This window comes from Streptomyces sp. NPDC015346, assembly GCF_043078785.1.
Lineage (GTDB): Bacteria > Actinomycetota > Actinomycetes > Streptomycetales > Streptomycetaceae > Streptomyces.
In genome coordinates, this window is the sequence record NZ_JBIBTW010000004.1 from 21,262 (window position 1) to 42,521 (window position 21,260).

Annotated in this window: 23 protein-coding genes; 12 read left to right on the forward strand and 11 right to left on the reverse strand. The window is 69.5% G+C overall.

Going from position 1 to position 21,260, the window contains the following annotated elements:
* Window positions 1–20 precede the first annotated feature (20 nt).
* Together ACF06X_RS15080 and ACF06X_RS15085 are read left to right on the forward strand one after the other, a co-directional pair.
* Window positions 21–1,259 carry a hypothetical protein gene (locus tag ACF06X_RS15080; protein WP_392287730.1) on the forward strand — a complete coding sequence of 413 codons (1,239 nt, stop codon included), beginning with the start codon at window positions 21–23 and terminating at the stop codon, window positions 1,257–1,259.
* A gap of 498 nt (window positions 1,260–1,757) precedes the next feature.
* Window positions 1,758–2,204, forward strand: coding sequence for a phosphoribosyltransferase (locus ACF06X_RS15085; protein ID WP_392287731.1), 447 nt, complete (start codon window positions 1,758–1,760; stop codon window positions 2,202–2,204).
* Here the strand turns inward: ACF06X_RS15085 and ACF06X_RS15090 are convergent.
* Window positions 2,182–2,664 carry a hypothetical protein gene (locus ACF06X_RS15090; RefSeq protein ID WP_392287732.1) on the reverse strand — a complete coding sequence of 161 codons (483 nt, stop codon included), beginning with the start codon at window positions 2,662–2,664 and terminating at the stop codon, window positions 2,182–2,184. The genes ACF06X_RS15085 and ACF06X_RS15090 overlap by 23 nt on opposite strands.
* A 24-nt stretch (window positions 2,665–2,688) precedes the next feature.
* Between ACF06X_RS15090 and ACF06X_RS15095 the strand changes: the two genes are divergently transcribed.
* A complete protein-coding gene (locus ACF06X_RS15095) occupies window positions 2,689–3,753 on the forward strand; it encodes a serine/threonine-protein kinase (RefSeq protein ID WP_318197186.1) in 1,065 nt (354 codons plus the stop codon).
* 113 nt (window positions 3,754–3,866) lie between these two features.
* Here ACF06X_RS15095 and ACF06X_RS15100 read toward each other — a convergent pair whose 3' ends face one another.
* Window positions 3,867–4,223: a hypothetical protein gene (locus tag ACF06X_RS15100; RefSeq protein ID WP_358795808.1), complete on the reverse strand. Its 357-nt coding sequence runs from the start codon at window positions 4,221–4,223 to the stop codon at window positions 3,867–3,869.
* A gap of 95 nt (window positions 4,224–4,318) precedes the next feature.
* Here ACF06X_RS15100 and ACF06X_RS15105 point away from each other — a divergent pair, with 95 nt between their 5' ends.
* Window positions 4,319–4,861, forward strand: a complete 543-nt coding sequence (locus ACF06X_RS15105; RefSeq protein WP_358795807.1) for a hypothetical protein — start codon at window positions 4,319–4,321, stop codon at window positions 4,859–4,861.
* A gap of 18 nt (window positions 4,862–4,879) precedes the next feature.
* Here ACF06X_RS15105 and ACF06X_RS15110 read toward each other — a convergent pair whose 3' ends face one another.
* The 3 genes from ACF06X_RS15110 to ACF06X_RS15120 are packed head-to-tail and all read right to left on the reverse strand — an operon-like array spanning window position 4,880 to window position 7,231.
* Window positions 4,880–5,341 carry a hypothetical protein gene (locus tag ACF06X_RS15110; protein ID WP_358795806.1) on the reverse strand — a complete coding sequence of 154 codons (462 nt, stop codon included), beginning with the start codon at window positions 5,339–5,341 and terminating at the stop codon, window positions 4,880–4,882.
* Window positions 5,338–5,874, reverse strand: a complete 537-nt coding sequence (locus ACF06X_RS15115; RefSeq protein ID WP_055418056.1) for an NUDIX domain-containing protein — start codon at window positions 5,872–5,874, stop codon at window positions 5,338–5,340. The genes ACF06X_RS15110 and ACF06X_RS15115 overlap by 4 nt, the downstream gene beginning before the upstream one ends.
* A gap of 1 nt (window position 5,875) precedes the next feature.
* A complete protein-coding gene (locus ACF06X_RS15120) occupies window positions 5,876–7,231 on the reverse strand; it encodes a tetratricopeptide repeat protein (protein ID WP_392287733.1) in 1,356 nt (451 codons plus the stop codon).
* Between the two features lie 223 nt (window positions 7,232–7,454).
* Between ACF06X_RS15120 and ACF06X_RS15125 the strand changes: the two genes are divergently transcribed.
* The 5 genes from ACF06X_RS15125 (at window position 7,455) to ACF06X_RS15145 (ending at window position 12,025) form a co-directional block, all read left to right on the forward strand.
* Window positions 7,455–8,204 carry a hypothetical protein gene (locus ACF06X_RS15125; protein WP_392287734.1) on the forward strand — a complete coding sequence of 250 codons (750 nt, stop codon included), beginning with the start codon at window positions 7,455–7,457 and terminating at the stop codon, window positions 8,202–8,204.
* A gap of 75 nt (window positions 8,205–8,279) precedes the next feature.
* Entirely contained in the window at window positions 8,280–9,191 is a 912-nt protein-coding gene (locus ACF06X_RS15130) for a phosphotransferase family protein (RefSeq protein WP_392287735.1), read from the forward strand.
* A gap of 1 nt (window position 9,192) precedes the next feature.
* Entirely contained in the window at window positions 9,193–9,891 is a 699-nt protein-coding gene (locus tag ACF06X_RS15135) for a class I SAM-dependent methyltransferase (RefSeq protein WP_392287736.1), read from the forward strand.
* Between the two features lie 31 nt (window positions 9,892–9,922).
* Window positions 9,923–10,468 (forward strand): HAD domain-containing protein, encoded by a 546-nt coding sequence (locus tag ACF06X_RS15140; protein ID WP_392287737.1) that lies wholly within the window; start codon window positions 9,923–9,925, stop codon window positions 10,466–10,468.
* A gap of 249 nt (window positions 10,469–10,717) precedes the next feature.
* Window positions 10,718–12,025 (forward strand): hypothetical protein, encoded by a 1,308-nt coding sequence (locus ACF06X_RS15145; protein WP_392287738.1) that lies wholly within the window; start codon window positions 10,718–10,720, stop codon window positions 12,023–12,025.
* Between the two features lie 174 nt (window positions 12,026–12,199).
* Here the strand turns inward: ACF06X_RS15145 and ACF06X_RS15150 are convergent, their stop codons facing one another.
* The 4 genes from ACF06X_RS15150 to ACF06X_RS15165 all read right to left on the reverse strand — a co-directional run bounded on the left by ACF06X_RS15150 (window position 12,200) and on the right by ACF06X_RS15165 (window position 16,686).
* Window positions 12,200–13,897, reverse strand: coding sequence for a relaxase/mobilization nuclease domain-containing protein (locus tag ACF06X_RS15150; RefSeq protein ID WP_392287739.1), 1,698 nt, complete (start codon window positions 13,895–13,897; stop codon window positions 12,200–12,202).
* Window positions 13,887–14,438 carry a hypothetical protein gene (locus tag ACF06X_RS15155; RefSeq protein WP_392288410.1) on the reverse strand — a complete coding sequence of 184 codons (552 nt, stop codon included), beginning with the start codon at window positions 14,436–14,438 and terminating at the stop codon, window positions 13,887–13,889. Before ACF06X_RS15155 ends, ACF06X_RS15150 begins: the two co-directional genes overlap by 11 nt.
* 315 nt (window positions 14,439–14,753) lie before the next feature.
* On the reverse strand, window positions 14,754–15,914 hold the full coding sequence (locus tag ACF06X_RS15160; RefSeq protein ID WP_392287740.1) for a DUF3631 domain-containing protein: 1,161 nt from the start codon (window positions 15,912–15,914) through the stop codon (window positions 14,754–14,756).
* Window positions 15,915–16,491: 577 nt separating this feature from the next.
* On the reverse strand, window positions 16,492–16,686 hold the full coding sequence (locus tag ACF06X_RS15165) for an AlpA family transcriptional regulator (protein ID WP_043473837.1): 195 nt from the start codon (window positions 16,684–16,686) through the stop codon (window positions 16,492–16,494).
* Window positions 16,687–16,807: 121 nt separating this feature from the next.
* On the opposite strand from ACF06X_RS15165, the gene ACF06X_RS15170 reads away from it, so the two are divergent.
* Together ACF06X_RS15170 and ACF06X_RS15175 are read left to right on the forward strand one after the other, a co-directional pair.
* Window positions 16,808–17,308 (forward strand): helix-turn-helix transcriptional regulator, encoded by a 501-nt coding sequence (locus tag ACF06X_RS15170; RefSeq protein ID WP_392287741.1) that lies wholly within the window; start codon window positions 16,808–16,810, stop codon window positions 17,306–17,308.
* A 24-nt stretch (window positions 17,309–17,332) separates the two neighbouring features.
* Entirely contained in the window at window positions 17,333–18,451 is a 1,119-nt protein-coding gene (locus tag ACF06X_RS15175) for a tyrosine-type recombinase/integrase (protein WP_392287742.1), read from the forward strand.
* A gap of 108 nt (window positions 18,452–18,559) precedes the next feature.
* Here the strand turns inward: ACF06X_RS15175 and ychF are convergent, their stop codons facing one another.
* Complete coding sequence (gene ychF / locus ACF06X_RS15180) at window positions 18,560–19,648, reverse strand: redox-regulated ATPase YchF (protein WP_392287743.1); 1,089 nt, start codon at window positions 19,646–19,648, stop codon at window positions 18,560–18,562.
* Between the two features lie 185 nt (window positions 19,649–19,833).
* Here ychF and ACF06X_RS15185 point away from each other — a divergent pair, with 185 nt between their 5' ends.
* Window positions 19,834–20,457 carry a DUF6542 domain-containing protein gene (locus tag ACF06X_RS15185; RefSeq protein ID WP_392287744.1) on the forward strand — a complete coding sequence of 208 codons (624 nt, stop codon included), beginning with the start codon at window positions 19,834–19,836 and terminating at the stop codon, window positions 20,455–20,457.
* A gap of 41 nt (window positions 20,458–20,498) precedes the next feature.
* Here ACF06X_RS15185 and ppgK read toward each other — a convergent pair whose 3' ends face one another.
* A complete protein-coding gene (gene ppgK, locus ACF06X_RS15190; RefSeq protein ID WP_392287745.1) occupies window positions 20,499–21,242 on the reverse strand; it encodes a polyphosphate--glucose phosphotransferase in 744 nt (247 codons plus the stop codon).
* Window positions 21,243–21,260 lie beyond the last annotated feature (18 nt).

Sequence of the window (21,260 nt, forward strand, 5' to 3'; positions counted from 1 at the left end):
CGGCATGGTTGTGGGGCTTTATGTCCATGGTCACGGCCTCCGGTTCCCTGCTGCTCGTGATGACGGTCCTCAGCGGTGGCCACACGTCCGCCGACCCGTACGAGCCCGGGGAGCCCGAGCCGCCCGCGGCGCCGACGGAGCAGCCGTACCAGGAGGCACGGGTGGTCGACGCGGCGCTGTCGAGCGCGACGAACGGCTACGACTTCCTCTTCTCCGCCACCGTGTGGTGGAGGCCGGTCCCCGACCACGCCGGCCAGGCAGACAGTGCCTCCTCAGCCCTCGCCGTTTCCTCGGTCGTCAGCCGGGCCCTGGAGGTCGTCCGTCACGAGGAACCCGGCCGGGCAAGCTTCGCACGGTACCTCTTGGAGGGGCAGCTGGGCATCCTGCTCCCCGACCTGAGCGGACGGGTGAAGGCCATGGCGGCCGATGTGACGCTGACCCTCGCCCCCGCCGACCGCGAACGCCTGCAGAAGCTGAACGACCTTCGCAAGGACGAGGAGATCTGGGAGTACGAGCGTCAGCACGAGCGCAACAAGCGGCGCTACCTCGGTGACGACGTGCTCAAGAGCGCGGGCAGCGCGGTGGTGTGGTGGCTCGCCCGCCACGAGAACGAAATCGAGAAGGCGGTCGACATGATCGGCCCGCTCTCACAGGTCGCGGCGGCGGCCAACGACGAGGAAGTGCCCGAGCTCTTCCGCCACCTGCTCGTCCCACCCGTGAGCGCACGGAGCGAAGCGACCGTCGGGGGCCCGCTGTGGGACGGGGACGACCACGGAGGAGGGGTTTTCGACCGCGAGGAGGAAGTAGGGGTCTCGGATCGACTGCGCCTGTTGCTGACGGAGGCGGGCCTGAAGCCGGACATGGACGGGTACACGGTGCTCGCGCACCGCGTAATGAGGTTCTTGAAAACGGAGGGGCTGGACGAGGCCGCCGCCGAGATCAGGCGGGCCTTTGGCCTGGCTCCCGGCGATGGCCCGGAGGACGAGCCTTCGAGCGAGGGGAACACTACCGGCCCCTGGCCGCCCCGCTCCCCGGCCCCCGAAGGCCCGCCGTTCACCGACCCGGACGTGGCCCCCGGTGCGAGCACGTTCACACCGAGGACGGCGGAGGGCAGCGCGAACGCCGGTGACCGGGACCAGGATCGGTGGGAGACGAGCGAGGACGACACTCCGCCTCCCCACTTCTGGGACCCGTCGCACAGCCCGCACCGGCCCGCCGAACCCCGCCCATGGAACGAGGACGACGAGAACGGGGTCTGATCCGGTAGACGGTCAGCTCGCCGAGGCTCCCCTTCACCGCACACCGCGGCAGGGGAGCCTCTCCTGTCCTGCGAGACCATCACCGGGTCCGTCCGTTGGCCTGGGTTCGACCTGCGTTGGCGCCACGATGCGGCGCAAGGGATGGTGGCCATCGGGTTCGTCTTCCCACACGGCCGGGTCACCGTCTTCAACGCGCTCGACGAGAACGGCCTGAGCTTCATGGCGCCCGAGCCCTTCTACGAGTGCCACCCCCTGGAGTAGCTGCCCTTGGATGTCTTCTGGATGCTGCTGCGCTCACGTGCTTGATCGGCAATCGGTACCACTCTCCCTGGAGACGTGTTACACCTCAGGACGGGTGATGGGTAGCCGTTCGGCTTGCCGCGCGCAGCAGCCGAAGGCAGTGTCGTTGGTAACGGAATCAGCGTCGGTATTGGCACGCCGCCGTTGCCCATCAAGACTGCACATACCGAAAGCCAGCGATCCTATGGGGGTGTACCGATGAGCGATCTGTTGGACGCCGTGGACACGGCTCACAGCAACATCGAGCGCCTCACCGATCCGGGTGCACTACGCGACGCCACCGAGCAAGTGATCGCTGTCGCTCGCCAGTGCGGCGCCCAAGCGGTCCTTGCCGCCAGCCCCGTTGCCGAGCGCTTGGTCGGCGCGCTCCTGTCGTCATGCAGCGACTTGGTCAGCTTGTCCTCGCAGGCAGCCGCAGCCTCACAGAACGTACTGATCGTGGACGTCAACCTTGCCAGCGGCACTACGGTGGCGCAGGCCGCCCGCCACGCCCGCAGCCGCGGAGCACGGCGTATCCACGCAGTCGTCCTCCATCAACTGACCGCGGTTGCAGCGCAGGCCGCAGACTGCGGCGTAGATGTATTGGACGTCCTCGGAGAACGACCGCCGACCCGCTCTTTGTCTACGACAGATTCGGGTCTGTAGTAGATGCAGCGGGCAAACCCGTAAGGGCCGCAGCAGCGGCCACCGATCGCTTAGAGTCCAGCGTCTTACCGCGTGCCAGTGCCTCCGCCTTGCTCAGGCCAAGCGCCTCGCCGACTTCCTTGCCGTTGCGGTACACAACCTGCTGGATCTTGTGATCGCGACACACGTATCCGAGAGCACCCTCGATCATGAGGCGATGTCGGGGTGCCGCCTTGCGGTTCCCGGCGGGACTAACGTCCGCAACGCAGATCACCACGGCGTTGGGATTCAAGGCCGAGAGCTTGCTACTGAGCATGCGCCCCAGGTCTTCAACCTGGTCGATGACCTCCAACGCCGCCGTTCGAAGCTCACAAGCCTCCTGAATCTGGGGCTCGTCCTGCGATCCTCCCAGGACAACGCAGGTAACTACAGGGCCTCGCCCTGCCGCTGGAAAGCCCACACTGATCCCAAGTACCTCCATGCACAGCACTATAGAGTGACAGGCATGTCGGGAACGGTCATCGCCCAGGTCGGTAACCACCAGGTCGGGAACCGCATCAGTGATCGCTACAAGGTGCTGGAACACCTCGGGGGCGGGGCTGGTGGCCAGGTCTATCGGGTCGAGGACGAGCATCTGCGCGCAGAGGTGGCGCTCAAGCTCTTCGAACCGCAGTCAGGTCAGCCAGCCACGTGGGACGAAGCCCAGGCGCTCAAGGAGCTGCAGAGCCAGTACCTCCTCCCCGTCTACAACGCCGACATCGCCAGCGGGACCGACATCCGCTACATCACGATGCCCGTCATGGACGGCGATCTTGAAACAGCTTCAGTACCGTTCGGCATCGACATCGCCAAGGCGGTGCGCTGGGGCCAGCAGCTCGGGCACGGACTTGAGCGCGTCCACGCCGCCGGCCTACTGCATCGCGACGTCAAACCAGGCAACGCGTTCGTCGACACCGGCAACAACGTCCTGCTGGGAGATCTTGGTTTTGCCGCGCGGATGGATGCCGACGGCTATACCGCCGCGAACGGAACATACGCCACCGTAGCTCCGGAGGTACTGAGTACAGGCAAATGCTCGGTGGCCTCAGACGTCTACTCGCTGGCTGCCACCATGTTCTACCTCCTGTCCGGGCAGTACCCGAACGGGCCGATAACCCTGGGACGAAGCGCCCGCAGGGAGCGAATTCTCCACGGCCAGTTCGACAAACTGCGCGATGTCGCCCCGCATGTCTCCCAGGGCCTCGGCAGCGTCGTCGAGCGAGGACTCTCTCTCGATCCAGTTGCTCGTCCCAGCAGCGCGCAAGCTCTCGCAAACCAACTCGCTCAATGTGTACGCCCTCACAGACCTTGGCGCCGCGTCACACCCCACGACGGTCACGACCAATGCTTTGAAGGGGGCGCCACCAACACGGCGAAGGCAGTCTCGGTCTGCGCGGTACAGGACGCACGTGGGCGCTACGGCGTCGAGGTGCGCCACGAGACAGGCCGGCGAGCACGCCAGCACGAGAAGAGCGGACTCCAACGAGACAGCCTTCCTGCCGCTTTGCGCACTGTGCTTCGCAACCTCTAGCACGGTATTGAGGACGGCAGAATTCCATACCGTGCTGTCCCGCCCGCCAGCACGAGTGAGCGGGTTACTGGCTGCCTTCCCGGGGCGCTACACACGCATACGGGCGGAAGCAGTCACGGCCTCAGCAGCCGAAGCTGCGGATCGAAGCAGACAAGCCCCATCGATGCCGCGAGGTCCGCAGCGTAGGCCGACGCTTCCTCGGCCATGCTGTACCGCATTGGGAAGTAGATGAACGGCCCGGCCGCCTCGCCGATCAACGGCCCCGTCGACCAAGGGGAGGTGTCCTCCTCGTCCTCCGTGAGATCCACCCATCGCGCCAAGAGCCCAGCAACGTACTCCGCGATACGCGGTGACGGTGGAAACTCTTCCTCCGTGTCGATGTAGCGGTCGTACAGCTGGGTGAGGACCTCGCCCGCGATCACATCGTCAGCGGGCTTGCTGCCTTCCCACACCGCCAGGTCGTAGCTCATGGCCGAACTGTGCCACGCCCTACTGACAGTACCGCTTAGCGTCGATCAGCAGGCCAGCCGCACCAGACGTCCGAGGGAGCTGTTACGTTCCGCCCATGACCGCACCAGACGATCTACTCCTTCGGATCGAGCAGGAGCCTTCCCTTGCTGCCGCGCTCGCCTGGCCTGGCGATTTCGACATCGAGCGCCGGGACCCCATTGAGGACCTTGCCCTTCCCGCCGGGCTTCCCCTGCACCCGATAGCCGGCTGCGGCGCTGGCGGCACCTACTTCCTGTGCGGGGAAGCCGGGGCCGAGGAGAGGCCCGTCCTGTACGCCGACTCGGAGGGCCAGGCGACACTGATCGGCGCCGACCTCGTCGAGGCCATCGCCCTCATCGTGGTCCTGCCCTTCTGGCGCGACCTGGCGAAGGGCTTCGCGATCAGCGAGCTCGGCTCGGGCCTTCGGGCCGACCACCCAGACTTCGACGCCGAGCGCGACCGCCTTCTGCACGCCCTCGGGCTTGCCTCCCTCTCCGAGGAGGAGGCTGCCGCTCGCCTGCTGGCTGTGGCCGCACGCACGGCCCCGGACTACGTGCCGTGCGTACCTGACGACGATCACCTGCCGTACGAGCTTCTGTTTCCGAGCGGCCCCGCCTAGCGAAGCCAGCGCTTGACGTCAGTACCGGGCGATGACCTGTCGCAGGTCCGTGCCCAGGAGGTCCTCCAGCGCCTGGACGGTGGCTGGCGGTAGTGGCAGCTCGCATTCTGGGTCTGTGGTGACGAGGCTGTACCTGGCGAAACCCGCAGCCTCGACGTAGTCGAGGGCGTTCAAGTCCGTCTGGGCAGAGCAACAGGACATCGTCACGGCAAGCGCGTCGAAATAGCCGTCTGGAAGCGTTGCCGTGTCCATCGCGTCGCCCCACCAGTCTTCGATGTCGGAGCCGCATACGGGGCACCGGACACCACACCAGTTCTCCCCGGGATCAATGAAGGCTGTGCCGGGGATGTGCCAGACGTCGTAACCGCCCAACGCCTCAGGAACCAGTTGTCGTAGCCGGGCTTGCGCAGCCTCGCTCGCAGCGGGCGCAGGCGAAAAGTGCGGGTCCTTGGGTATGAGGTGGAGCAGCGTGATGCTCACGCTGCCGACCAGCCGTCCAGCGAGACCTCCGAGCCGTCATTCAGGTAATGGTGGAGGGCGCTGGCCGTGGTATCCACGAACGCCTCGGGGATGGCGTTGGCGTCGACCCAGCGGACCTGGGAGTGCTTGCGGGGTTCGCGGTTCTCGGGTTCGCCGGTCCATTCGTGGGCGGCGAAGACGACCGTGAGGAAGCCGTTGGGGGCCTCGACGCCCCAAGCGCCGTGGATGATGTGGGCGACCTTGAGGGACTCGGGCTTCACCGTGAGGCCAGTCTCCTCGTAGAGCTCGCGGACCGCGGTTTCGGTGATGGGCTCGCCGGGCTCGCTCTTGCCGACGGGGAGGTCCCACATTCCCTGGGCGAACTTGGCGTTCTCGCTGCGCTGGAGGAGGACTACGCGGTTGGTGGCCTTGTCGTGGACGATGACCGCGGCGACCAGCAGGGTCATCGATTCGAGCGCCGGCTTGAGGGCCTTCGGCTGGTCGTCGGTCTGCTGGGCCACGGTGTTCCCTTCGTCGGGCGGGTTGTTGGGCATGTTAGGCGAGGGCCTCGCGGGCGCGGCGAGCGAGATCAGCGGCACCGGGCACTTTGCGCCTCTGGTAGACCGCGAGAGTGGAGCGGATCGAGGTGATCGCCTTGCGGGTGCGGTCGGAGGTCATGCCCTCCATGAGGACCAGGGCCTGGGTCCAGGCGGCAACGGCCTCGTCGGCGCGTGCCTGGGCGGCGAGGCTGTCGCCGAGGTCTGCGTGGGTGAGGGCGTGGACGCGCTTGTACTTCTCCGGGTCCCAGCGGGTGAGGGCGTCTCGGTGCTGCTGTTCGGTGCCGATGTGGTCGGCGAGGTCAGTCAGGGTGCGGGCGGTGTGGCTGGCCACGGTGCCCGCGGCGGGGCCGCTCACACGGGAGTAGCTGGGCTGAGGGCCGTCGTCCCGTAGGAGGGCGTCCTCGGCGGCGAGCAGGGCGCGTGCGGCCGACGGGTTCTCGTTCGTGGCTGCGTAGGCGCGGGCGTGGGTGATGTGGAGAAGGGCCTCGGTCTGGCCGTCGACGTGGCCGAGGCCGCGCTTCAGGGCGCCTTCGACGAGGTCGACGCAGTGGTGGGGCTGCTTGAGGCTCAGGGCCTGGTGGGCGAGGGCGCGCATCATCCAGGCTGCGTGGCCGTGGGGGTCGGCTTCACAGGCGAGCTTGTAGCCGACCTGGTAGTAGCGCTGGGCGGCTCCTTCCTCGCCGAGGTCGTGGTGCTTCCACCCTGCGAGGTAGGCGAGTTCGGCGACGGCGCCGAAGGCGGCCCGGCGTAAGCCTTCGCTGGGGAAGCGTCCGCGCAGCATGGGGGCTGCGGTGTCGGCGAGGTACGCGGTGACGGTGGTCAAGCCGTGCCCGCCGCCGAGGCGCTCGTCGGCCGCGCTGAAGGCCGCAGTGATCTGCCGTACGACGTCCACATCCTCCGCCCCGACCATGGACGTGCCGGTGCGGGCGCGGAGCGTGCGGGCAGTGGCTTCGTGGTCGTATCCGAGCGGCATGGCGACGCCGGCGGTGGTGAAGGCCGCGATGGCGAGGAAGCGGCGGCGCTCGACGTCGGCCCGGCCCAGGTCGGTGACCGCGAGGACGGGGTCGGATTCGGCCTGCCGTTCGGCCTCGCCAGCGCGGAGGCCGATCTCGGTCTGGGTGATGGTGCGCCCCGCTCGGCGGGACAGCGCCTCGGCCAGGTACTGACCTACCCGGCCCGACGGGGCGCGGGTGCCGTTCGCCCAGTGCGAGATGGCCGACTTGTTGGTCTGGAGGATCTCGCCGTTCTCGGCGGCGATGCGCCGCACGTCTCTGGCGAGGGCCTCGAAGGTGCAGCCGACCACCGCGATGACTTCGCGCAGACGGGAGTTGGGTTCTCTCTGCGCCGCCACGAACGCCTCCGTCCTGGAGCTGTAAACCGCGTATACCGCTTCAACTGCCTTCCACCGTACCCACTGAGCGTGACCGCCGGTTCACTTATCAGCAGCCGCCCGGAACGGCGCGACCGTGATCCAGGCTCCCCCTTGGTCCGGGCGGCACCCCGAAGTTCCGTACGCCCACGCCGGGCTCGGGCATTCCTATGCCCGGACCCGGCCGATCAGAGACGGAGACACAATGACCACCATCGACACCACGGCCATCACGGTCGAGCTGCCCGAGGCGTTCGACCCGCGCTGGAGCCGCCTGCCCGGCATCCAGGTCGACGGCCGGCGCATCACCCTCGACCCGACCGAGTACTTCTTCCGCTTCGAGTCGAACACGTGGCTCGTCGCCGACTGGGAGCTGGTCAAGGCCCAGCTCCTCGGTGCGGACGAGACGACCGAGAGCGCGGTCGAGCAGCTCTCGCTGGACTTCATCAAGGCCCACGCCGAGTCCACCTCGGACGCGGCTCGGGTGCTGTCCACCGCGTACGAGGTGTACGCGTACCTCTTCCGCGACGAGCACCTCGCCGGCCTCGGACTCCCGCAGATCACCGCCGGCCATCTGCGGATGCTCCGCGAGGCCGCCACGCTCATGGCGCTCAACAAGGTCGAGCTGGACGGGCACATCTCCAACGTCGGCCCGTGCTGGTTCTTCCCCGCCGCCACCTCCGTCGTCTTCGACCTGGACGACGAGATGGGCGGGATGCTCGACGAGGTCTACCACGGCGGCTGGTTCAACGAGCACCGTCGCATCGAGTCCATCAAGGCCCACGCCGCCCTGGGCGGACGGCTCGTGCACGGCTGCCAGTCCGTGCCGGACCAGACCGGCGGCGTCGTCGCGCCCTACGGTGCCTCGATGGCCGCCTTCCGTGACGACCTCGCCGCGTTCAAGGCGGGCTGGATCGAGCGGGTCTACGCCCACCGCGTGAACCCCGCCGCGTAACCCACCCGATCAGGCTCTGGGGCGGGCCGGCACCTCTCGCCCGCCCCTGACGCCTCACCCCACTGGAGCCCCCACGTGACCGTGAACCCCAGCGCCGAACTCCTCGACAACCTGCTCACCATGGCCAGCCAGACCACCGCCGCGCGGGAGGAGGTGCGCGTGTGGTCCATGTCCGGCGTCGAGCGCGTCACCTTCCCCGACGGCACCACGGCCATCTTCAAGTACGCCAAGAAGCCGTTCGACAGCGAGGACCAGGCCCTCCGCCTGGCCCACACGCTCGGCGTCCCCGTCCCCCAGGTCCACGCCTCCGCCGTCCTGGACGGCTGGCTCGGCATGCTCATGGAGGACCTCGGGCCGTCCGTCCGCGAGGCCGACGACCTCGACGGCGTCGCCGCGGCGGTGGTCCTGCACGGCACCCGTACGGCTCCGCCCTTGCCCGTCCTCGACCAGGACCGGCTGCAGACGCTCCCGGCCAGGGCGCTGGAGCACCTCGAACGGCTGCGCAAGGCCGACCGGTGGCAGGACACCGACGACGTCGAGGACGCGCTCGACCGTATCGCCAAGGCCGCCGAAGCCCGCTCGGCCGGAGCGACTCTGGAACCGTTCGGCTGGGTGCACTCCGAGTTCCACCCCACCAGCCTCCACATCGGCGAGCGCGGCTGGCGGCTGCTCGACTTCGCCCGCGCCTTCACCGGCCCCGGCCTGCTCGATCTCGCCAGCTGGCATGGCACCATCGAGCCCCCGCATCCCGTACGCCTGCGCGTCTTCCTGGAGCAGTACGTCACCGCCGGCGGCACCCCCGACGCCCTCGCCCCGCGAGGCGGACTCACCGCGGAGAACTGGGCCCTGGGTTGGCACCGCATGTGGGCCGTCGAGTGGTTCATGGAGCAGTCCATCCGCTGGATCAACGACCCGGCCACCGACCCCGCCTACATCAAGGCCGTCCGCCGCCACCTCACCGACGTCCTCCACCTCCTGGAGATCTGACTTGCTCGCCCAGGCATCCCCGTGGCACGCCCACGCACTGCAGCGCACCGCCGCCGGACTCGCCGAACCTCTGGCCGTGCCTGCCCGGATGGAGTGGACCACCCGACCCGGCCAAGGGCCCGGGGCCGAGATCCTCGGCCCCGACCTGCGCGGCAAGCGACTCCTGGAACTCGGCTGCGGCCCCGGTCACAACGCCGCCCACCTCGCCACCCGCCACGGTGCCCACGTCACCGGTGTCGACCTGGTCGGCCTCCAGGTCCGCCGCGCCCGCTCCCACTACGGACGGCTGAACAACCTCACCTTCGTCGCCGGCCACGCCCTGCACTACCTGCACGCCTCCGACGAGTACGAGCAGTTCGACGCTATCTACTCCGTCTTCGGCGCCGTCGGCCTCGTCGCCCCCGAGCTCCTGCTCCCGGCCATCGCCCAGCGCCTCACGCCCGGCCGGGTGCTCGCCTTCTCCGTTCCGCACCCGCAGCGCGGTGGCCGCAGCCCTTCCGGCGACGACCGGCCCCGCCGCGACTTCGTCACCCTCCCCGACCGCACCCGGCTCCCCATCGCCCGATGGGAGTTCGGCACCGACCGGTGGGAGAAGCACCTCAACCAGGCCGGGTTCTGGCTCACCTCCGCCCAGGAGTTCCACGACCCCCGCATGGGTCACTGGCCCACCACCCTGCTGATCCGCGCCCGCAAACTCTGACAGCCACGTTCACCCCGCCCATGGAGGACCGATGCGCCCGCCCTACCTGCTCCTCGACATCGACGGCGTCCTCATCCCCTTCCCCAACGCGGACGGTTCGACCCCGGCCACCCACGCCCGCCACGACGTCGTCCCCGCCGGCCGCAGCGCCGACAACCCGGTCACCGTCTGGCTCCACCCCGACCACGGCCGCCTGCTCATGGACGTGATCCGCACCGGCCTGGTTATCCCCGTCTGGTGCACCAGCTGGCGGCAGGACGCCGCCACCCTCATCGGGCCGCTTCTCGACCTCCCGGCCTTGCCGTACATCGACCTGCCGCGTCCCCAGATCACCACCAGCCACCCCAACGGCTACCTGTGGAAGCGTGACCACGTCGACGCCTGGCTGGGCGACGCCCCCGCCGTCTGGATCGACGACGACTTCACCGACCTCGACCACGAATGGGCGGTGGAGCGCACTGCGAAGGGAACGGCGACCCTCCTCATTCAGCCCGACCCGCACCTCGGTCTACAGCCCGAGCACCTGACCGAGGTCACGAGGTGGGTCGCGCAGTTACCCACAGCCCGCGCCGCCTGACGACTGATGGCCTCGCTGCCACGAGCAGCGAGGGCATCAGAGTATTGCTCGAGCGTGAGCCGCCTGCGGTTTGTGGCATGTATCGGCGGCGCTGATGTCGGAGTCGGCTGGAACACTGCGGCCGTGATCAACGAGATGCCCCCAGACCTTCCTGATGCTCCCGCCGGCTCTCTGCCACCCAGAGCACAGGCAGAGCTCGCCGGCACCGCCTGGGAGGGGCTGCCGCACGTCTGTACTGGCCAGCACGGTGTGCCTGACACACCGGACATCCTCGGCGCTGTGCTCGCCACCGACCCGGCCCGTCGGGTGCGGGCGGTGGGGGATCTGTATCGGCTGCTCCTCAATCGGGAGCAGGTGTTTCCGGCGACCGCTCCGGCGGCCTTGGTCCTCGCCCGTCTTCTCGACGATCCGCGCACCCTCGCCGAAGGCCGGTGGGAGCGCAGGGCCGGTCGGCGGTCGCTTCGCGCCGAACTGCTGAACTGGCTGGCTTCGTTTGCCGACATCGCCCGCCTGGACGTCGAGGACGGCGTCGGCGCGGCGCAGGATCTGGCTGCCGCTCGTGCGGCAAGGCCGATACTCCACGACCGCATCGCGGATTTCTGCGACGACGACGATCCACTGGTGAGGGAGGCCGCGCTCGCGGCCACCGCCCTGCTCCTGGCCGACCCCGCCCTCGCCTCGTCCGTACCCCGGTACGCGCCCGCCGTTCGCGAGGTCCTTGCCGTGAGCGCGGACTCGTACTACCGGTGGATCGCCCGGGAACGGCTGGCTGCCTGGGGGAAGGATGTCATCGGCCTCGTCACTGCGGAGGATGAGCGCCGCGCGGCCCTGGGCCGGGCAGGCGAGTTGGCGGAGGACCCGTTCGGCGGCCAGGAGCAGGAGCAGGAGCAGGCGATCCGCTGGCTGGAAGAGCAGCCCGAGGACACCGCGGCTCCGGAACGACTCGGCCGTCGGCGTGAGGACCGGACCACGCCCAGATCGGCCTCCTCGCAAGAATCTGCACCCGAGCCGCCGGTGGTCGCCCCGGGGAGCGAGGCGGGGTACTGCGGCCCGTGGCGGATCGCCCGGGAGGAGGAGCGTGCCGAGTGGACGTTCACGCCGTACGTGGGAGTCGGCCCCCTGCACTTCGGGATGACCTTGGAGGAGATCACCCGCGTCCTCGGCGAAGGACCGGCTGTCTCGTCCTACTCCCACCACGGCGAAGACCAGCAGCTCAACTACGCCGACTTCACTGAGAGCGGGATCAGGGCCCTCTTCCATGACAACCGCCTGGGGTGCGTCGCCGCAGACGCTCTCACCGGCCCCCAGGTGAGATTGGACGCGGCCCCGCTGACCGGCTGCGCACCTTCCCAGGTGGAGGACTGGCTGGTCCACCGCACAACACGGCCCGGCAGCCTGGCGTACAGCGTCGCTGGTGATCCGGTCTTCGCCGACCTCTGCCTGGCGATCCGCTCCCAGCGGGCCGGTGACGTCGTCCTGACCCGCCCCCTCTTCCTGCTCCACGCCTGGCTCGACCTGTGGCACGCGCTGCCCAGCGAGGAGTGGAACTGCTCCTGAAGCGTGATTCGCCGGTCGGCCTCACCTGAGTGCGAGGCCGACCGGAGCGACACACCTGTCCACCGGAGCGCGTGGGGAATCAACGTGAGCAGCTTTGTGGCTGGCAAGCAGCCGGCCGTTTAATCGCCCGGATGTCCCCGCCATGATGTGTGGCGGGGACATCGGGCCGTGGCGTCAGCGGTGTCGACTGCGTTCTTCGGGCTTCGTGGCCACTGGTGTGGCCGGAGGGTGTGGCGTGGCGGACATGGCCGAGGTGCCGCTGGTGGTGCTTCGGCTGCGAGCCGCTTGCGTCCGCCTGTTCCGCTGAGCGGTGATGCGCCAGTTGAGGACCTCGGCGGGGCGTTCCGCGCTGTCGAGTTCCCGCTGGGTGCCCACCTCGGCCAGGAGGCGTCGGGGGTTGTGGCCGGCGGTCTCGGCTTGGGCGAGGGTTGTGGTCAGGGCAGTCCAAGTGAGGTCGGCGAGGATCCGGTCGGCGTAGTCGGGGAGAGCTGCACGAAGATCCTGTTCGAAGCGGCGGGCGGTTGCGGCTCGCGGTGCTCGGCGGGCCAAGTCCGCCAGGACGGGTGTGGCGGCCTGCTGGTAGCCCGCCTGGAGGTGGCGGAAGGCTTCTTCGGCCGCAGCGGACTGCTGTGCGTGGCCGCGCTGCTCGTGCCACTTGGCGGCGGCGCGGGCCAGGTGCACGGTGGCGAAGAGCAGGGCGATGGCGAGCCCGCCCGGCTCGTTGGAGGCGTAGGCGAGTTCCTTGGCGGCCTTGCGTAGGGCGGTGGCGCCCTGGTGGTCGGCGCGGGTGGCGGAGCGGCGGGCGCGATTGAACGCCATCGCCGCCGCCCGTAGTTCCACCCGGTGTGGGCCGGTCGTGGCGCTGGCGATGTTGTACAGGGCGTCGCCGAAGGCGGCCAGGTGGCCCTGGGCGGCGGCATCGTCACCGGAGTCGAGGACGGTGTGCGCCGCGTGGATGGCGGTGGTGGTGTGGCGCCATCGGTCGGCGGGGTCCGCCACATATCGGGGGTGGTCGGCCATGTCCTGGTCGGGGAGGCGTTCGCGTAGGCGGTTAATGGAGAGGTCGGGGGCGAGTTTGGAGCCGCCGTACCAGACGGGTTCGCCGGCCGCATTGGTGTCGCCGGGGGCGGCAAGGCTGTAGCCGATGACGTCGCCGGTCTCGGGGCCGAGGCGGGTTTTGACCTTGATGCCGAGGGACTGCAGGACGGTGAAGTAGTCGGCTTCGTTGTGTACGGCGGCGGCGACCGCGTACGCCTGCTCGCGCAGCCAGTGGCGTGCCGTGACGGTCTGGCCCTGGCGCTCGGCCTTGGCGCGTTCGGCGCCGGTGGGGGTGCGGGGTGCGGTGAGGTCGCCGGACTTCAGGCGGCGCAGGCCGAACTTGGCCTCGATCTTGCGGCATTCGGCTTGGGCGCGCTGTCCGTCGTGGTGGGTGCTGGGGCGGCGGCCGTCGGCGCGGACGGTGGTGGCCATGAGGTGGATGTGGTCGTCGGCATGGCGTACCGCGATCCACCGGCATGCCTTCTCGTCGCCTTCGGGGGCGATGCCTGTGGCGTGAACGATGCGGCGGGCGACCTCGGCCCACTCGGCGTCGGTGAGGTAGCGGTCGCCGGGTGCGGTGCGGACCGGGCAGTGCCAGACGTGCTGAGGTGGTTTCTTGCCGCCCAGTTCGCGGGTGCGCAGGTCGACGTGGGTGTCGAGGCGCTTGGCGAGCTGGGTGTAGGTGGCTGCCGGGTCGCGGCCGGGGTCGGGGGCGCCGACCATGTCCCAGGCGGCGACGATATGAGGGTCGGTGTGTTCGTCGCGGCGGCCGGGGCCGAAGAGGTAGACGATCAGTCCGCGGGTGTCGGAGCCGGTCGAGACGTCAGGAACCATGCGCGGTGCCCTCCGCCAGGAGCTGGTCGATCAGCCGGTAGCTGCTCTCGGCGGCTTGCTCGACGCGGTCCAGCACCGCCTCGGCGCGCTCGGGCACCGTTCCTCGGTGGATGGCTGCGGTGATCTGGTTGAGGTTGCCGCCGATGCGGTTCAGCGCGACCGTCTGTGCTTCGACGGCCTCGATCAGCGGGCGGACCGGGTCGTCCTCCGGGCTGCCGACCAGCCCCGCCTTGCCGAGGGCAACGGCCAAGGCGGCGTCCCCGACGAATCCGGCGAACTTCTGACCGCGCTGGTGAGCGGCGGCGCTGATCACACCAACCGCAGTCCGCGTGAAGCGGATGGTCTTCTCCTGGTCGCGCTTCTCCACGGTGCGCTTGCGGTTCATCAGCGTGGGCAGGACCGGGGCATCGAGATCCCGCCAGGAGGGCTGCTCGACGGGCGGTTGGACATCGGCCGGCGGCTGAGTGGGAGGGGCGACGGAGTCGGCTACACCCTCCTCTGGCTCGGGCGCCCCCTGGCGCTCGGCTTCCTCCTCCGCCACCCTTGGGGCGGGGGCAAGCTCGGACGAAGCCTCGTTAGAGGCTCGTTCGCTCCAGCTTGCTGCTGATCGGCGGGCCAGGCCGAAGAATCCCTTGCAGCGGCGGGTGGGGGAGGTGTCGGTGCTCGTGTCGGGCATGGTGGTGCTCCGGTGGTCGTGTGCGGTGGGGCTTCGTCACGTCCGTTGCATCCGTCCCGTAGCTGGTCAAGACAGGTACGGAGACGGTCGCAGGTACGGAGTGATCCGTATTGGAGAGGAACTCCGTCCCCGCGCTGACCTGCGCGGGGACGGATGCGACGGACTGATACGGAGCTGGTGTCAGCGAGTGGGCCTGGGGCCGGCAGGTCCGCCAGGCGGACCGATGGGCAGCGCCCCGGACGGAGGGGCGGGCGGCTTGCCCGGGACTCGGCGTGCGGGCACGGACTCCAGTGCTGCGGGGGCCGGTTGGGCAGCGTCGGGGCAGTAGCGGGCCCAGGCGTCGAGGAACTGGTTGCGGGCGTACGCCTTGGCCTGCCTGCCGTTCTCGAAGCGGTGGTTGGCCGGGCTGATGCCGAAGTCGCGCAGCAGGTTGGCCAGGTGGTAGGCGTTCAGGCCCTTCGTTCCGTACTCGGCCCACGGTGCTTCGGCGTCCTGGAGGAGGGCGGCGAGCAGGTCGTGGCTGCGCAGCGCCTCCCGGTCGCCCTGCTGCTCGAAGACGCGTCGGATATCCCGGAGCAACCGGGTCTTCAGCGTCGTCTGCTCGTCCTGGACCACTTCGTTCCGGGTCATTGCCAGGCAGGCGGCACGGGCCTGGGCGGGCCAGTGGCCGCCGGCCAGGTCGGCGACGATGACCAGGGGCTCCCAGGTGTCGGCGGCCCGGTCTTCGACCGGCATCGGTGGCACCAGTCGGTGCGCTGTCCCGCGCAGTGGGGTCAGCCATGCCGCCAGTCGGTCGCGCAGCGCGTTCAGTTCCGGGACGGAGTGCCGGGAGCGGAAGGGGGCGACCTTCTCGCCGGGCTTGCGCTTCTGCATGCGGAGCACGACGGCGCGGTCCATGATCGTGTCCGGCAGGTCGCCGATGCCTGCCAGCGCGGCCATGGCGAAGGTGGGGAACGCGGTGGGCTTGTGCTCCGGGCCGGATATCCGCCAGGCGGGGCGGTTGCGCTGGTGTCCGGCGTTCAGCAGGCCCCGGAGGTCCTCCTTGTCGCCGGCCTTGGGGCCGAAGATGGTGTCGGCCTCGTCCACCAGTAGTGTCGGCGGGTCCTCGCCGATGATCCGGAAGACCACCGCCGGCGAGGTGTTCACGGTCATCATCGGCCGGGACACGGTCTCGTGGAGCACGTCCAGGACACGGGACTTGCCGCACCCCTTGGTCGGCCCCACCACCGCCAGGCGCGGTGCGTGCTGGAGGGCGGGCTGGATGTGGGAGGCCGCCACCCACAAGGTGACCGCGGTCAGTGCCTCCTCGCTCGGCAGCACCACGTACCGGCCGATCGCCACACGTAGGTCATCCAGCAGCGCGGCTCCTTCCTTGGCCGTCTCGCCGCTCGTACCGGCGCGGTCCCCGGTCCCCGATCCGCCGTCGGGGGCAACGGTCCCCGCAGATGCGCGGGGACCGTGGCTCTCACCATCGGCTCGGGGTGCGCCGTGCTCGCCCGGTATGCGGGGACCGGGTTCGGGGACCGGCGGACCGGAACTCTCTGTCCGGTCCCCGGCTTCCGGTTCGATGGGACCGGTCCTCAAGGCGCTGACCTGCGCATGTTCCACGCTGGCGGAGTTTCGGTCCCCGACCGGAACACCCGTCGAAGCTGGGGACCGTGACTCCGTTCGGTCCCCGTTGCGCCAGGGAATGCCCTGGCCGGGGACCGCGGGGGTGGGCCAGACAACCTCGGATGCGTTCGGGGCGGCGGGGGACGTAGGGTCCTCCATAGACGTTCCTCTCAGGTGAGGGACGGGATGGGCAAGGTCCCGCCTCTCACCGGTTCGTTCGTTCAGGGATGGGCGACGTGCAGGGGAATCTCCGGCCCTCGGCGTTGGCGCGCCGGGGGCCGTTGCTGTGTCTGGGCCTGTCGGTGGCTCACGAGGCCAAGCCCCATTCCTCCTGGCCGTCGATCAGCGTGCGCTCGTAGCGCAGCAGCTCCGCCTCGGGGTACAGCACCCGCTTGCCGATCTTGATGCCGCGCGGCCCCTTCTGGATGTGGCGCCAGTAGCGGACGGTGCTCTCGGCCGTGCGGTAGCGCTCGGCGACCTCGGTGGTGGTCAGGTATCGCATGCATTCCCATTCGGCTAGGCGGCGATTCGATCTGCATAAAGCTGTACCCCAGGACCGGCGGTTACCCAAATCGGGAAGCTCATGTTTCAATTGGGATAGCGATGGTGATGATGGAGGTTCGATGGCAGGCGACAAGCCCGAGGGTGGCGAAGTGCCACTGCTGTACAGCGAGGGGAACGTGGCCGCACGCGTCGCCCTAGAGCGCGAGGTCAGAGGGTGGAGCACGACCGAGCTGGCGGAGCGGGTGACCAGAGCCGGCATCAAGATGAACCAGACAGCGGTCTGGCGCATCGAGAACGGCACCCCCCGCCGGCGCATCAACCTCGACGAGGCCCTCGCCTTCTCCCGCGTCTTCGAGCTTCCTCTCGAAGAGCTGATGTCACCGCCCCTGGAGGGGCTCGACATCGACAGTCGACGGCTCGCCCAAGAGGCCGTCGAGGCGTTCTACGAGGCCCGAGACGCGCGCGACCGCCTCCATCACGCCGTGGTCGCCATCGCCGACCACATCAAGGCCCATCCCGACAGCTCGCGGGCGATCCACGAGCAGTGCCTCCGTCTCATGGGCGACGAGCGCGACGCTCGCACGCTCAGCAGCGACATCGAGGACGGCGGCCACTACTGACAAGCGACAAGAAGGAGAGGCCACTTGGCCAACATCCAGAAGCGCCCCAACGGCAAATGGCGTGCTCGCTACCGCGACCTCGACGGCAAGGAGCACGCCCGCCACTTCGACCGCAAGATCGACGCCCAACGGTGGATCGACGAGGTCACGGCCAGCCTGGTCACCGGTCAGTACGTCGACCCGCGGTCGGCGAAGAAGCCCTTCAAGGACTACGCGGAGGAATGGCGGGCCATCCAGCCGCACCGGCCTTCCACGGCCAAGGCGGTGGCCCAGCACCTGCGCTGCTACGTCTACCCGGCTTGGGAGAAGCGGGCACTCGGCGCGATCAAGCCCGGCGACGTACAGAGCTGGGTCACCAGCCTGACCACCACGCACGGGCTGGCCGCCAGCACCTCACGGACGGTCTTCAACACGGTCAACGCCGTCTTCCGGGCGGCCGTCCGTGACCGCATGATCCCTCACAACCCTTGCGCCGAGGCGAAGCTGCCCTCGGTGCCCCGGAAGAAGATCGTGCCGCTGGCCGTCGAGCAGGTGCGGACACTGTCCGAGGAGATGCCCGCCCGCTACAAGGGCCTCGTGCTGCTCGGCGCGGCCACCGGGCTCCGTCCCGGCGAGTTGTTCGGCCTCCAGCTCCGGCACGTTGACCTGCTGCACGCGACCGTCTCGGTTGAGCAGCAGATCCAGCAGACCGCCAAGCACGGCGTGTACGTCTGCCCGCCCAAGACCGCTCGTTCGCACCGCACGGTCCCGCTCCCCCGCATGGCGGTGGATGCGGTGAAGGCCCACCTGCGGGACTTCCCCGCCGATGGGCCCGAGGGCTGGATCTTCACGGCGCCGCAAGGCGGACCCGTGGTCTACACGCACTTCATGGACGGGTCCTGGCGGCCCGCCTGCGCGAAGGCCGGCATAGCGAAGGGCACCGGACCCCACGCCCTCCGGCACCACTACGCCAGCCTGCTGATCAAGCACGGCGAGTCCGTGAAGACGGTCTCCGAGCGCCTCGGCCACACCAACGCGGCCATGACGCTGAACATCTACACCCACCTGTGGCCCGACTCCGAGGAGCGGACCCGGGCCGCCGTCGACAAGGCGTACGCGGACCAGTCCGCCGACGCCCGGCCGCAGGTCGGCGAAGCGGCGTAGCCGCTCCCCCGCGCGCTGACCGAAGTCAGCACGCTGCGGACTCTGTGCGGACCACAAAGGCCGCCCAACCCGCTCCGCCGCAGGTCAGACGGCCTTTCGCCGGACGTATTAGACGTTGAAGCGGAACTCCACCACATCGCCGTCCTGCATCACGTACTCCTTGCCCTCCATGCGCGCCTTGCCCGCCGCGCGGGCCTCGGCGACGGAGCCCGTTTCCACCAGGTCGGCGAAGGAGATGACCTCCGCCTTGATGAAGCCCTTCTGGAAGTCGGTGTGGATCACGCCGGCCGCCTCAGGGGCCGTCGCGCCCTTCTTGATCGTCCAGGCGCGGGACTCCTTGGGGCCGGCCGTGAGGTAGGTCTGCAGGCCCAGGGTGTCGAAGCCGACGCGGGCGAGGGTCGCCAGGCCCGGCTCCTCGGCGCCGACGGACTGGAGGAGCTCCATGGCGTCCTCCTCGTCGAGCTCCGCCAGGTCCTGCTCCAGCTTGGCGTTGAGGAAGATCGCCTCGGCCGGGGCGACCAGCGCGCGCTGCTCGTCCTTGAAGGAGTCGTCGGTCAGCTCGTCCTCGTCCACGTTGAAGACGTAGAGGAACGGCTTCGTCGTCAGCAGGTGCAGGTCGTGCAGGAGCTCGGCCTTCTCGGAGCCCTGGAGGTAGCCCTGCGAGAAGAGGGTGTCGCCCCGCTCCAGGATCTCCTTGGCCGCCTCGACCGCCGCCACCTTCGGGCCCACGTCCTTCTTGATCCGGGCCTCCTTCGCCAGGCGCGGCAGGACCTTCTCGATCGTCTGCAGGTCGGCGAGGATCAGCTCGGTGTTGATCGTCTCGATGTCGTCCTTCGGCGAGACCTTGCCGTCGACGTGGACGACGTTCTCGTCCTTGAAGGCGCGGATGACCTGGCAGATCGCATCCGACTCGCGGATGTTCGCCAGGAACTTGTTGCCCAGGCCCTCGCCCTCGCTCGCGCCGCGGACGATGCCCGCGATGTCCACGAAGTCGACCGTCGCCGGGAGGATCCGCTGCGAGTTGAAGATCTCGGCCAGCTTGGTCAGGCGGGCGTCGGGGACACCGACGACGCCGACGTTGGGCTCGATCGTGGCGAACGGGTAGTTGGCCGCCAGCACGTCGTTCTTGGTCAGGGCGTTGAACAGGGTCGACTTGCCGACATTCGGCAGACCGACGATTCCGATCGTGAGCGACACGTTGGCGACTTCCCTAGCGGTGTGGAGGCGGTGTGGATGGTGGGCCGATTCCCCAGTTTACGGGCGGCGTGAACCGGCCGACGACGGGCGCCGGACGGCGGTCTTCGGCCGAACCGGGCGGCAACGTCACCCAAAGGGCGTGTCCTGTGCCGCTGCCCGGCCCCTTCCCGACCTACGTTGGTGGGGTGGAGCAGCACAGGACAAGTCAGCCGCAAGGCCGTCGGCGGCCGCAAACCCCTCTCACGCCGCCCGGCGCGCTCGTCGAGGGCGCCTCCGTCTATCGCGTCGCCGCCCGCACCGGGCGGCCCGGTCGCGGCCGGGTCGAGCGGGCCGTGCCCGCCGGCCGGCCCGCGCCGCCCGTCGTCCTCGCCCTGCGGCGGCTGCCCAACCCGCGGCTGACCGGCCTCGGCGCGGGACTGTTCGCCTCCGCCGCCATGCTGATGCTCGGCTTCCTGGACTGGCTGCTCCTCGACGGGTCGCCCATCGTCTACGGCCTGCTGTTCCTGCCGGTCAGCGCCCTGACCGCGCTCTGGGTCCGCACCGCCGACCTCGTCACCGCCCCGATCAGCGTCCCGATCGCCTTCGCCGTGGGCGTGGTGCCGATCTCGGGCGGTACGGGGGGCTTCGGCGGGCAGGCGATGGCGGTCGTCACCGCCCTCGCCGTCCACGCCGGCTGGCTCTACGGCGGCACGCTCGTCGCCGGTCTGATCACCAGCGTCCGCAAGGTGCGGGACATGGGGCGCCGCCAGCGGGCCGCCGCCGCGGCGGCGGCCCTCCGCGGCCACCCGGCCCGCCGCCCCGCCCCCTGACCCGACCAGCGAGACCCCTGACCCGACCGGCGAGACCCCTGCTACCGTCCCGCCGCCGCCATCGCAGCGCCCACGATGCCCGCGTTGTTCTGCAGCTCCGCCGGGACGATCTCCGCCCTGATCCCCTCGATCAGCGGCAGGAACCTGTCCGCCTTGCGGCTCACTCCCCCGCCGATGATGAACAGCTCCGGCGAGAACAGCATCTCGACATGGGCCAGGTACCTCTGCACCCGCCGCGTCGCCCAGTGCTCCCAGCTGAGGTCCTCGTCCTCCTTCGCCTTCGTCGAGGCCCGCTTCTCCGCGTCGTGCCCCCTCAGCTCCAGATGCCCCAGCTCCGTGTTGGGCACCAGCCGGCCGTCGACGAAGAGCGCCGAGCCGATGCCCGTACCCAGCGTCAGCAGGATCACCGTGCCCTTACGGCCCCGGCCCGCGCCGAAGGTCATCTCGGCGACCCCGGCCGCGTCCGCGTCGTTCAGGACCGTCACCGGCAGGCCGCCGAGCCGGTCGCCGAGCAGCTTGCCCGCGTCGACGCCGATCCAGGCCTTGTCGACGTTGGCCGCCGTACGGATCGTCGAGCCGGTGACCACACCGGGGAAGGTCACCCCGACAGGTCCCGACCAGCCGAAGTTCTCCACCACCTCCGCGACGCAGCCCGCCACATCGTCAGGTGTGGCGGGCTGGGGGGTCAGTACTTTGTGGCGCGGCTCGGTCAGATCGCCTCGCTCCAGATCCACGGGAGCGCCCTTGATCCCCGAACCGCCGATGTCCACTCCGAAGACGTTCATGGACCCAACGGTAGGGGG